This window comes from Alistipes sp. ZOR0009 (assembly GCF_000798815.1).
In the GTDB taxonomy this organism is placed as follows: domain Bacteria; phylum Bacteroidota; class Bacteroidia; order Bacteroidales; family ZOR0009; genus Acetobacteroides.
In genome coordinates this window covers 1-12905 of sequence record NZ_JTLD01000021.1, presented here as the reverse complement: position 1 = coordinate 12905, position 12905 = coordinate 1, and the positions used below count along the sequence as shown (strand labels likewise).

The following is a 12905-nucleotide window of genomic DNA, read 5'->3' as shown; positions in this document are numbered from 1 at the left end:
AAACACCAAAATATTATAAACCTCTGATAAGCCGACCAGTAACACCTCAACAAATTGATTAAACAAATTTCTCATGACTCACAATATAGCAACAAAACAACCTCTTCAAAAACTTAACTCATGACAAACTTTGGGATACTCGATCTTGTAATTGGACTAGCCTTCATCTACTTTATCCTAAGCGTGATTTGCACGTCCATAGTGGAGATAGTAGCGCAAGCGAAGAACTTAAGAGCGGCAAGCCTTAATAAGTGGATAAAAGATTCGTTTAACACCGCCCAGGGAGGTACGCTTGGCGACCAAATAATTAACCATGGACTTGTAGACGGCCTTACCATGAAGGGACGAATTGCCAGCTTCATTCCTGCTAACGTCTTTTCCGCTGCTCTTTTCGACATCATCTACCAGAATTACGTAAAGAGCCAGCAAAAATCCGACGCAGGACTAACCTTCAACTGCGAGAGGCTGCGCGAGGCCATTCTCTCCGAAGAGACCATCATCCCCGCCGACCTAAGACGCTACATGCTACAGGCCATAGACGAATGCCAGGATGTACAAAAAAACATAGACCTGCTAAAAACGAGAATTGAGCATTGGTATGAAGATGCAATGGATAGGCTAACGGGAACATACCGAAAGAAAACGCGAATTATTACCATTATAGCAGCAATAGCGCTAACCGTCGGAATTAATGCAGACACCATTGCCATTACAAAGTACCTAAAAGATAACCCACAACAGGCAGAATTGCTTGCAACCACGGCAGCGAAGGTGGCTAAAGACAGTACGCTATACAAGCAAACCGTAGTGAAGCTCGATTCCATAAAAAGTAAGCTCGACACCAGCAGTGCTCATGCTGCAGCATCCGTACAAGAAACCATAAACATGTCAATCGCAGCACAGCAGCAGGGTGATTCGCTATACCGCAGCATGACAACAGTTGGCATACCAATGGGATGGACTCAGCCCACCATTACCGAAGGGTTAAAGCATGAAAAGGATGTGAAAGGAAAAATTCTTTTCATTCTCAGCCTAATTGTAAAGTCGTTTATTGGCTGGATGTTTACTGCCGCCGCCATTACACTTGGCGCCCCATTCTGGTTCGACATACTAAACAAGTTCGTTAACATCAGAAGCGCAGGCAAAAAGCCTTCGTCAACTAAATAGCCGATTGCCAACTTTAAGGCAACATTCTGCTACCGAATAAAAATAAGGAAGGCTTGAATCTATAGTTAGGTTCAAGCCTTTTCCATTCAACGGGCAGCTTGCAACGCCATTCGAGGCCTAGAGAAGCCTATCCGCAAATAACCTTTCGCAAATCAATTCATTCTCCCTACCTTTGATCCAAATTTTTAATAATGGCGCGCTTTAAGCTAACACTAGAATACGACGGTTCGGCATATCACGGCTGGCAACTCCTAAAAGGACATTCATCTATCCAAGGTAAGATAATGGATGCCTGCCGCGAAGCTTTTCAAACAGATAAATTTGAGCTGTACGGCTCTGGCCGCACAGATGCAGGAGTACATGCACTAGGGCAGGTAGCACATTTAGATGTGAACACCAAGCTCTCACCCATGCAAATCCGATTTAAGCTCAACGATAACCTACCTGCATCCATTGCCATTATAGATGTAGAGGAGGTAGACGCCAAGTTCCATGCGCGCTACGATGCCACCGCACGTAGCTACGTATACCACATTGCGAAACGCAAAACGGCGTTTGGAAAAAAATACGCCTACTGGGTGAAAGACTATCTGAACATGGAAGATATGCACCATGCAGCCCAGCAAATGGTTGGTTTGAAAGATTTTCGTTCGTTTGGAGACAAAGATTCAGAGACAACCTCAACCAAGGTGGAGGTTAAGAGCGTAAACGTCTACAAGGAGGGCGATTCTATTGTTATTCACGTTGTAGGCTCCCACTTCCTTTGGAAAATGGTGCGTAGAATGGTAGGAGTACTTATCGAAGTTGGACGAGGAAATATTACGGAGCGGAAGCTACAATCCTTTTTCGATAGCTACTCTAACGAACCCGCAAAGTACACGGCGCCACCGTCTGGACTATACCTCGAACACGTTTACTATAACAACGAGGAAATTGACTACCGACCAGTGTCGCTACTTTACATCAAATAAAATATTTTGCCATGAAAGACTTAACATTTAAAATTCTAGTTAAGAAGATATCGGAGAATGAATACATCGCATCGGCACCATCAATTCCCAATTGTTTTGTCGAAGCAGAAAGCGAGGAGGAGGCAATTGATGAGATTCAGTCACAAATTGGCTCAACCATCAAAGCAATGATGGCACAAAACGAGGCAGTTATTGACGATTCGCACGCTGCGATTTACAACCTGACCATCGAGTTTGGCGAAAAACCCTCGGCATAAAAAGCAAAGGCGGCAGAATGGTTTCATTCTGCCGCCTTTGCTTGTGATACTACCTGTCCACACCACTACATTACCAGCCGGGCAACTGGTTTAACCCTAGAAACGCCCCACATGGCAATTGCTGAAATGGTAAACACCACCAACGAAACCAGCAGGATATTCCAGTAAGGATTCTCCACCAGCATTCCATTCCAGTACTTCTTTATAACGTTTAGGGGGATCATATGAAATAGGTATATCCCAAACGATAGCTCCGACACGGTTGAGATAAAAGCATAGCCTCGAATTTCAAGGTTTACGAATAGCAAAACCGAAGATACTGATCCAACGATAACCGGAAGACCCAAGTAGCTGTAGAAATACCAGCAGTACTCCTTTTGCGCAAAGAGCCATCCCGTTAAAATAAAAATGGAGAGCACAGAAACCGCTACGGTACATAATAACGCAAAGCGGCGATTGCCCAACGCGCGCAAATCGGGAAGAGAGGCGCCAACCATAAAGTAACCAACGTACGACAACCACCATGTGCCTACCCATGTTCGTGCTCCGGCATAGCCATTCCACGATTCGATGGCCATTCCAAATAGGAGAGCACCGAGGCCAACCATCAAAAAGCTGCGCGAGCTGATACGCCTACGCAAGTCGGCAATTAGCGGAGCCACGGCGTAAAGCCCCATGAGCATCCCCAAGAACCAAAGATGAAAGTATGGTTTCCCCCACAAAATGCCTTCACATATTTTAGAGGTACGAGTTCCGTCGAACAACCAAGCCCAAAGAAGGTAGATTACCGACCACACAAAAAATGGGTAAAGAATGCGGGTAAAGCGCTTGCTGTAAAACCCACGCAGATCATCAATAGGTTTTAAGATGAAGTAGCCGCTTATAACCACAAATATTGGCACGCTGAGCCGACCTATCGAGTCGAAAAGATTACCAGCCCAAAACAGGTCGTTAACCTGCTTCATGTTTTTAATTACAAATGGCGATGAAACATGCACAAACACCACCCCAAGTGCAGCAATAATTCTCAGCAGATCAATTCCAACGTGTCTATTTACGCTCATACAATTAGGTTGTAAGCAAAAAGGCTGAGAATACTCAGCCTTTTCGTTTTTTTATATCTGCTAGTAGTTATCGTTATACTCTTCGAAGTAAGCTTGAGACTTTTGGCAGTTTGGACAGTTCTTAGGAGCCTTCTTCCCTTTGTGGTGATACCCACACTCGCGGCAAACCCAATCAATATCCTCTTCTCTCTCAAAAACCTTTCCTTCCTCTACCTCCTGCTGAAGCTTACGATAGCGCTTCATGTGTGTCTCTTCCACCGCAGCAATAAGCTTAAAGTGAGTAGCAATCTTCTTGAAACCCTCCTCTTCTGCAATACGGGCAAACTCAGGATAAAGAACGCTCCACTCCTCCTCTTCGCCACCTGCAGCAGCTGCCAAATTTTCGGCAGTAGTACCAACAACACCAGCTGGGTAAGAAGCCGTAATTTCTACCATTCCACCCTCTAGGAAGCTGAAGTAAATACGCGCATGCTCGTCCTCATTCAATGCTGTTTCATTAAAAATGGCGGCAATCTGCTCGTACCCTTCCTCCTGCGCCTTCTTTGCAAACATTTTGTAACGACGGCTAGCCTGAGATTCTCCGGCAAATGCTTTAAGAAGGTTTTGCTCTGTTCTTGTTCCTTTAATGCTGTTCATATTCGTCAAGTTTGGTTTATAATATGGAGATGAAGTTACAAAATTGCTAATAAATTCACACAATAGTCCACAAAATAATCGGCGCACTACCTCTTATTATTCGAGTACTTTACCAAAAGCGTATTGCGTAACTCCTTGTAGGTATCCATAATCTGCGAGGCACACTCGGCGCAATGAGCATTTAGCAGCTCCTGCGCTTTTTTAGGATTTTTCGCCTTCAAGTCCACATACTCCTTCTCCACCTGAGCGTTTCTCTCAAAGAAACGATCCTCCATAGGCCTGCGCGCAGCCGCCAAATCCTGCTTCCCATCCTGCCAGTTTAGGTATAGCAGGTTATCTACCATATCTATGGCCCAACGTGCAGAGTTATCCTCCACCTTATTGGGATTATAGGTTGCATAGCTAGCCGGAACAGCCGTTACCCCTGCAAATATTGGAAGATAGGGAGACGTGTAGGCATTATCTTGGAAAACCCAGTATACACCACCTACCTCGTTGGGCAGCCATCCTCTTAGCTGGGCAACCATGCCATATTCGCCATCGGGACGAGCAACTGCACGGCGGCGAGTTGTCTTAAAAAGTCGCTGCATTTCCCTTGTGGGGAATGGAGTTGCCAGCTTGCTTTTCACCGCATTACCATCCTTGCCCATATAGTACCACGACGGATCGTTTTCCTTATCGTAGATGGTTCCAGTAAAGGTAGAGCGCTGAAAATCCATAATATCCCTTACGGTAACCTTCTTATCTGGCGTAAAGGATGTTGGATACAGGTCTAGATCTTCGACAAACTGGGGGTACTGATCGAGCATACCGTATGCATCGGTAGTTTTTCGGCTTGGGATTTTAGCTTCGCTGGGCTTAAAGGTGTTCGCAAAAAGCCAAAATCGGTTGGTTGCCCACTCTCTGGCGATGGGGGCATACGCCTTTTGCCAAATGAAGGGTTTTCCGCTTTTAGGAGAGTACCAACCACGCTCAATCGCCTCGCTCATGTAGTTCGACGAGGCCTTAAACCTATCTGGCTGCGATAGATCAATCTCCTTTATGATGCTCCAGTTGGGAATTATGGCAACATCTTCGTCGGCTAAACGCTGGGCAGCCCATATCACCCCGGGCTTTCCGCTTTCGGGCGTCCATCCTTTGCCTACGCTAAAGAGCTCCAGAATCCAAACCTTGTCGGGATCGGCAATGGTTAGGCATTCGCTTTCGGGTCCGCACGATGGAAGAAACCCATACTTCTCCATCAACGAAGTAATAAGGGCAAGCGCATCTTCGGCCTTCTTACACCTTTCCAGCGCAAAAATCATCGCCTGCTCCACCGTCATTATCTGCTTTCCCTCGCCTTTGGCCACCTGCAGCTCGTCCCTTTGGCTTAAGGTGCTTTCGCCAATGCAAAGCTGGTGCTGATTCATGTGCGAGTAGGCAGAGCGAAAGTAGGAGTAGGTTTGCTCCACCTGAGGAATATACCCCAATACCTCGCCATCGTTTCCAAAAGGAAGATCTACACGCTGGATACCGTAATACACGGGTGCAAGCACTCCCTTCGGATATTTTTTACCCGGAACAACCCGAATACGGCAATCGGCGCCACAGTCGGTATGCGAATTCAGTACGCTACCATCTACCGTTGCCTTTTTCCCCGCAACAATAACGGTACATCCCAACAGGTTACTCTGCCAAAGCAGCGCAGGGATAAGCAACACAGCCAACTTAACTATCTTATTCATACTATTCGTATTAATGTAGTATCGAAAATTCCACTCCTAACGTAAATGATGGTGTAACCGCTAAATGCTAGCGCATCGCTTCAACATCCTCCATGGTAATGGGTACATGCTTACCTAGGCGGCGGGCACCATCGGCGGTAATAAGGAAATCCTCCTCGTTGCGTAGCCCTCCAAAGTCGCGATACTTCTCCACCTCGCTGTAGTTAATAAACTGCTCGAAGCGTTTTTCTGCCTTCCACATATCAATAAGCTCTGGAATAAAGTAAACACCTGGCTCGATGGTAAGCACAAATCCTGGCTCGAGCTTACGGGCAAGGCGCAACGACTTTAACCCAAACTGGGTGCTCTTTGGCTCTCCGTTGTAGCCAACCCAAACCTCTCCCAGGTTTTCCATGTCGTGCACATCTAGCCCCATCATATGCCCCAAGCCACACTGGAAGAATAGCGCGTGCGCACCCGCATTTACCGCTTCGGTAGCGTCGCCCTTCATAAGGCCAAGCTCCTTCATGCCATCAACAATAGCTTTTACGGCCAGCAGATGGATATCCCTAAAGGCAACACCGGGCCTAAGGGCGGCCACTGCACTTTGGTGGGCATTAAGCGCTATCTGGTAAATGCTTCGTTGCCTATCGCTAAAGCATTTCGATACCGGAATGGTAGACGATAGGTCGCCAGCATAGTGCATCCTATTCTCGGCACCAGCATCGAGCAGCAGCATATCGCCATCCTTCAGAGTATTTCCGTGGTAGTGGTTATGCAGCGTTTGTCCGTTGATGGTGGCAATAACCGGAAACGATAAGTTCCCCTCCCTAGCAAGCGCAATGCTGGTAACAGCTGCAGCAATATCTGCTTCCTTCATCCCCGGACGGGCCATTTGCATGGCATGCAGGTGCATCTCGGCAGATATGTTCACCGCATCCTCTATCTGTACAATCTCCTCGTCCGATTTATAGTTACGTTGGTTTACCACCGCCTTAATAAAATCCAACGACGCCAACGATGCCTGTTCGGCAGGGTTAACCCCTGTTAGTTCGAACAGCTTAACCTGATGCTCGGGTCGATATGGAGGAAGGAAATGCACCTTACGTCCTTTTCTGATAGCCTCGTCGATGTAGGTTTTGAGCGAAGAGAGCGGCATGGTTAGATTAACGCCAACCTGTAAGCTCTTCTCGCGGATGGTGGGCTGCGTGCCCATCCAAACAATATGGTCGATGGTTAGCTCGTCACCAAAGATGATTTCCCGATCGTTATCGATATCGATAATGGCCGAAAGCCCCGCATAGTCGGAGCCAAAGAAGTATAGGAAAGTGGAATCCTGCCTAAAATGGTAGGTGTTATCGGCATAGTTCATGCCGCAATCGTCGTTGCCCAAGAATAGGAGAATACCAGATGCAACATCGGCTTGCAGACGCCTACGGCGTTCGATATACGTTTTTGCTGAAAACATAAGAAATAGGTTATATGGTTAGAAAAATATTCCAAGGAAAAATGATCATGCAGAAAGGGCGAACGCTAGCACATCAAGCATTCGAATAGCCCCTTGTAGGAGGTGTTGTAAAGAAGAATAAAACGATTGAATAGAATCATTTTGCTTCGGATGAGCCTCAAATATATAATTATTACCAACACGATGAGATGCTACCCTACAATAAATAGCGGAAAGCGTTTATTTTTTATCCAGCCCAACCTTACGCCCCCCTGCAATTGGGCATGTTATTCACACTAGAAACGCTTTTTAAGCTATTTTACCAGTACATTCTACAAAAAATATCTCTATAAATTAACATTAGGGTTTATCCATCTGCCAAAATGAATTCTACTTTTGCCATTCACTTTTTGGCAGAAAGGTGTAGAACCTAGAGGAAATAAGGAGCACATACCACGTACAAAATCACCACAAATGAAAGCTATAAGATTACTATTGCTAAACGCACTATTTACTCCCCTTTTGCTATTTCCAACAAATTTGACGGCCCAATATGCCAGCCTGTACCACCGCGCAGCTTACGACACAACGCGCACCGCGATAAGATATCCCTCCTTTCCCGATGCCTTCGCTAAAGAGCCTCTGGAAAATCAGTTTCAACGAATTACAACCAGCAAAGCATTTCAGCTAACCTACATTCCTGCTGGTATCTTTACGTTTGCAGCACTCTCGTGCAAAAGCGACGACTACGTTAGGGCAGCCCGCAACTACAATATTCCCCAATTCAGCTACCGCTACGACGACTACATGCAGTACGCTCCGGGGTTACTTACCTACGCGCTAAAAGCGTTTGGGGTAGATGGACGTAGCTCGTGGGGCCGACTAGCCGTATCAACGGGCTTTTCGGCAGCCATTATGGGGGCAACGGTTAATACCCTAAAGGGAACCATCCATAAGTGGCGCCCCGATCACTCTGCCAACAACTCCTTTCCTTCGGGACACACCGCAATGGCCTTCACCCTGGCAACTTGGCTCCATAAGGAGTATGGGGTAACCCGAAGCCCGCTTTACAGCATCTTTGGATACGCTACAGCTACCTCCATTGCCATGGGGCGGGTTATGAACAACAAGCACTGGCTTTCGGATGTGGCCGCCGGCGCTGGTATTGGCATCCTATCATCTAACCTAGGATACTACTTCGGCGATCTTATCTACGGAAATAAGGGATTATCCTCGCGCGCCATTTGTCAAGACCTGCCACCCACCGATTTTAAGCCTACCTTCTGGAATATCAGCTCGGGATACTCCGTTTTAAATAACGTAATAGAGCTGGAGGATGACACCAACATAGAGCTAAATTTGGGATTCTATGTGGGTACCGAAGGAGCCTACTTCGTAACGCCCCACCTAGGCTTTGGCGGTAAGATATCCATTAATACCAGTACACTGGAGCTTAACGAGTCCTCCTTCTTGGATGCCCACCCCAACTTCAAGTCGCAGGTAGACTACGTGCAGCCGGGCAGCATGTCGGTAACGCATATCTTTGTGGGACCCTACTTTTCGTACCCCATCTCGCGCCGATTTTACCTAAACACCAAGCTGCTTGGTGGCTACGCATCATCATCGGCATCCGAAATACTATTTGTAAAAAAGAAGGTACCCGGTACCGCCAATCCAGAGAAGATTGTTGGCTACCGATCGAAGATTGACAGGCACTGGGGCTTCGAAACGGGCATTGCCACGGTAACAATGCTATCGCGCAACATGGGGCTTCGCCTTTTTGCCGACTACTCCATGAGCCTTGCTCGCCCCCGCTACGCCGAAATAGAAAACATTGATGCAGGAGTTCCCACCTACTCCTCCTTTAGGGATACCCGCGATGCCACGCAAAATCTCGTGCTGGGGATTGGCATTAACGCCTACTTCGACTAATACCGAAGCCAACGCAGCGGGTTTGATACCCCAAAACGCCCATCGCCGAAGGCAGAAGGGCAAGCAGCAACAGAAACAAAACAAAATACCCGTTTACGTATAGTACCATGAACAAGCTACTTTTAACGCCACTCATTCTCCTTTTTATCCACGTAGGGATGGCATCGGCGCAGGACAGCACGGCAGTATCTGCCCGCACCGTTAGCGCCAACGACAGCACCCTCGCAAAGAAATCGCGACCTACAACAACCATCCAAGTTAACGACTCTACCCAAATCACCTACGAATCGCCAAAAGGATATCACTTTATTACCAACATCCCTAAGGATTGGTGCGAATTTGGACGACGCACCGTACAGAAGAAGGGGCTAATTACCGTGGGCGCGCTGGCTGCCACCACCGCCATCCTTATGACCTTCGACAGGCAGGCAATGGACGCCGTGCAGCAGTTTAGCCGATGGGCCGGAGTTAGCAACGAGCGTAAGTTTGCCAACGCCATTAAGTTTAATGTTGGCGGTACTAGGGTTAACATGATGGACCTTCCGCAAAACCTAAACTCTACCCTTTACTATATAGGAGAGGGATGGCCAACCATCGCCTTTACAGCTGGCGTGCTGACCAAAGGGCTAATTTGCAAGGATAGTAGGGCCATACTTACCGCATCGCAAATTGCCGAAGGCTATATTGCCATGGGAGTAACCGTACAGCTTATTAAACGTATTACGGGACGCCAAAGCCCCTTTAAAACCGAAAGCGGAACGGGCGATTGGCACCTTTTCCCCAGCACCTCGCACTACCAATCGGATGTGCCCAACCACGACGCCTTCCCATCGGGCCATTTGGCCACCGCCATGGCCTCCGTTACCATATACGCCGAAAACTATCCCGAAATAAGGTGGATACGCCCCGTTGGCTACTCCGTTATCGGACTTATTGGCCTGTCGATGATGAACAACGGCGTGCATTGGCTTAGCGACTACCCGTTGGCCCTTGCCATTGGCTACACCTACGGAAAAATAGTGACATCGCGAGGAAAAACCATTTCGTTTATCCGAAAAATGGGTAAGGAGAGCAATAAGGGAAAGCTAACCTTTGGCCCCACCCTTATAGATAGAAACAACGTCGGGCTAGCGCTCCACCTATCGCTATAGCCAGCCCCCAAACACCAAAAACATTAACCTACATAGGTGTATAATACGCAAAGTGCCTCCGATTGGAGGCACTTTTGGTTTTGTATATAAGGAGGTATAATAGTTTTTTTGGTTTGATAGAAGATATTGTGGCCTTTCGATAACCACAACTTATTTTTATCTGCAAATACCATAACTCTTTTATACAGTTCTCTTTTTTTTACGTTTTACGGTAGTCAAAAGCTGCTAATTATATTCGACGGAATACAAACTCCTTCGTGCTTAGTGCTTTTAATCTAAACTTCGGATAGTGTGGGCTACCTACTCGATTGTGCAAAAGACTTTTACTTTTTATTATATTCATTCCACCAAATTGGGGTTTTACCTTTCAAATATTTTTCAACAAATTCAACTCCATCTTGTGTTAATCGCCCTTTTATTTTATATGGCCCCCAATCATTTCTCTTAATAAGATATAGTTCTACAAAATATGAGTTATCATATTTTATCTTCCAATCATTTCCCTCATCGTCTTTTTCAAAAAAATGTGCTGACTTGAGTCCTATATTATTCGGATACAAATCACTACTAGAGTGAGTTATCATACACCCAATAAATTGATCATCTACATCATTTTTAATAAAGACAATTGGATGATCTGTTTTTTCCCCTTTTATTACATCTCCTTTAGTCATTTTATAAAATTGTTCTTGGTGATTCATTTTAGTTCTATTATACCCAACGTTTAGTATATATAAAAATGATTATAGATTCAAACTTAGAATTGCATTAATTATCATCATCAATTTCATCTAATTCGGGAATACAGCTATTCCCACTAACAACAACATTATCGGGAATTTGATAATCAGGTTTAGTTTTATTTATTGGCATTGCAAATTTAGTTCCCAACAGTAATTTTTGACCGTCTGTCAATACTTGCTTTACAGTTTCCTCCCATAGTTTTTTAGTTTTTTCACTATCATTTAAAGCAGTTGCAAAAAAATTAGTATTTAACCTATCTTTGATATGATCTTCTATTTTGATTTTTGGTCGCTTAAACCCTCGTTTGCTATTTTTTTCATGTAACATTACAGGTGTAAAAGAAAACATACCATTTATTGGATTATCATAAGTTGCACCAAAATATAATTTAAAACCTTTGTTAGGTTGACTTATTCGTTGAATATTCAAAAATTTTGAAAATGCTGAAACAAAAGAAATGTTATAATATTCATCAGAAATCTCTTTTTTTACTGTATGCTCAAAATTTGTTGGACAATAAATAATTGGAGGTTTATCCGAAACGACAAAAACTGTATCAAGAATAAAATCACATTTATTCTTGTTCGATCCAAATAAAATTACATCACCAGCTTTAAGTTCAGTCAATTTTGTAAAACTTTTTTTCGAATTTTGTCTACAAACAAAATAATTAAAATTTTCTCCAAATATAAATGGATCTGTATTTTGTCTATTGTAGTAATTTTTTGATGCATTCAATATTTGCTCTTTATATTTGCTAAAAACATTCGATACATTTGTTATATTTTTAAAAGCATATTCAAATTTTTTAAGAGATAGTCTTTTAGGAGTTTGTTTTTCAGAATCATAAAATTCCCCATCCTTAACAATATTTCTCATATTGTTGATAATTGAATCTGGGATTCCCAGTGAAATAAGCTTTTTTATTACCTTTTCTGAAAAAGAATAGTCAATATGCTTAGTTAAACTTGCAGACAAATCAAAATATGGATTAAACAAATATTTAGGAAATAATTTTGATTGACTACATTCAAACTCTTTAATAACTACTGATTGAGGTTCCCATTCACACCATAAATTTAATTCAGCAACTTTCTTTTCTGGTTGATTGTAATAGTTAGAAATATATTCGCCTTGAATTTTTATAAATTTACGTTTATGCTCAAGATAATTCCAACTAATATAATCTTGAGTTTCTGGTTTATGCTCGTCACCTCCATGTAAAAATTGTATAAACATTCCTGCCGTATTACTGGTTTATATTTTTTTTTTGCAATTAACTCGCGTATATCTAATAAATCGCCCTTATATACTAATCCCAAAACTTTTGCTAAAAGGTCACTAGACTCATAAAATTTACCATAAGGTAAAGTACTGTTCGATGATTTTATAGCTTACACTTGAGGTTACGTTATATAATGGTTATGGGTATATGTTTACAGGCTACGCCTGCAAGCATTTCAGTGGCGAATTTAATACTTATTTACAGTCTTATTTAACTTTTTCATCAAAATATACGATTGCCATAGGGCATTGTACTTTCGCCAAACTTAAGTATAAGGTTTATAGCCTATAAACTTACGGCCAAAGGTTGTAGCAAATAAATTTAGGGAGCATCTGCTACAAGGTAAAGGCAAAGCCGCCAATACAGCCCTTCAGTTCCTTCAACGCTGCTGGATTACTATAGTTGCTTATGCACTTATAAGTTTACCTTTTTTTTGTCGCAAATACACCCCTGTATTGGCGTCCGCAGAGTCTGCTGGAGCATTTTCACCCCTGCAAAAACGTCCGCAGAGTTTGCTGGAGCATTTTCACCCCTGCAAAAACGTCCGC

General features: G+C 44.1%; 11 protein-coding genes. 5 read left to right on the top strand and 6 right to left on the bottom strand.

The annotated features are described in order from the left end of the window. The first annotated feature begins 120 nt into the window (after positions 1–120). The 3 genes from L990_RS07150 (at position 121) to L990_RS07140 (ending at position 2395) form a co-directional block, all read left to right on the top strand. Complete coding sequence (locus L990_RS07150; RefSeq protein WP_047446990.1) at positions 121–1167, top strand: hypothetical protein; 1047 nt, start codon at positions 121–123, stop codon at positions 1165–1167. Positions 1168–1358: 191 nt separating this feature from the next. Continuing rightward, the gene (truA, locus tag L990_RS07145; RefSeq protein WP_047446988.1) at positions 1359–2138 is read left to right on the top strand and encodes a tRNA pseudouridine(38-40) synthase TruA; all 780 of its coding nucleotides are present in this window, start codon (positions 1359–1361) and stop codon (positions 2136–2138) included. Positions 2139–2149: 11 nt separating this feature from the next. Continuing rightward, complete coding sequence (locus tag L990_RS07140) at positions 2150–2395, top strand: type II toxin-antitoxin system HicB family antitoxin (RefSeq protein WP_047446986.1); 246 nt, start codon at positions 2150–2152, stop codon at positions 2393–2395. Between the two features lie 65 nt (positions 2396–2460). Here the strand turns inward: L990_RS07140 and L990_RS07135 are convergent, their stop codons facing one another. From L990_RS07135 to L990_RS07120, 4 genes are all read right to left on the bottom strand, one after another. After that, positions 2461–3459: an acyltransferase gene (locus tag L990_RS07135; RefSeq protein ID WP_047446984.1), complete on the bottom strand. Its 999-nt coding sequence runs from the start codon at positions 3457–3459 to the stop codon at positions 2461–2463. A gap of 60 nt (positions 3460–3519) precedes the next feature. After that, complete coding sequence (rbr, locus tag L990_RS07130; protein ID WP_047446982.1) at positions 3520–4095, bottom strand: rubrerythrin; 576 nt, start codon at positions 4093–4095, stop codon at positions 3520–3522. Between the two features lie 86 nt (positions 4096–4181). Next, the gene (locus tag L990_RS07125) at positions 4182–5819 is read right to left on the bottom strand and encodes a dipeptidase (RefSeq protein ID WP_047446980.1); all 1638 of its coding nucleotides are present in this window, start codon (positions 5817–5819) and stop codon (positions 4182–4184) included. Between the two features lie 67 nt (positions 5820–5886). Then, positions 5887–7266 carry an aminopeptidase P family protein gene (locus L990_RS07120; RefSeq protein ID WP_047446978.1) on the bottom strand — a complete coding sequence of 460 codons (1380 nt, stop codon included), beginning with the start codon at positions 7264–7266 and terminating at the stop codon, positions 5887–5889. A 453-nt stretch (positions 7267–7719) separates the two neighbouring features. On the opposite strand from L990_RS07120, the gene L990_RS07115 reads away from it, so the two are divergent. Both L990_RS07115 and L990_RS19180 read left to right on the top strand, forming a co-directional pair. Further along, positions 7720–9177: a phosphatase PAP2 family protein gene (locus L990_RS07115; RefSeq protein ID WP_081981637.1), complete on the top strand. Its 1458-nt coding sequence runs from the start codon at positions 7720–7722 to the stop codon at positions 9175–9177. A gap of 107 nt (positions 9178–9284) precedes the next feature. Next, complete coding sequence (locus tag L990_RS19180) at positions 9285–10328, top strand: phosphatase PAP2 family protein (RefSeq protein WP_052180817.1); 1044 nt, start codon at positions 9285–9287, stop codon at positions 10326–10328. A gap of 323 nt (positions 10329–10651) precedes the next feature. Here L990_RS19180 and L990_RS07105 read toward each other — a convergent pair whose 3' ends face one another. Further along, positions 10652–11029, bottom strand: a complete 378-nt coding sequence (locus L990_RS07105) for a hypothetical protein (RefSeq protein WP_047446976.1) — start codon at positions 11027–11029, stop codon at positions 10652–10654. Positions 11030–11096: 67 nt separating this feature from the next. After that, positions 11097–12311, bottom strand: coding sequence for a hypothetical protein (locus tag L990_RS07100; protein WP_047446974.1), 1215 nt, complete (start codon positions 12309–12311; stop codon positions 11097–11099). Between the last annotated feature and the right edge of the window lie 594 nt (positions 12312–12905).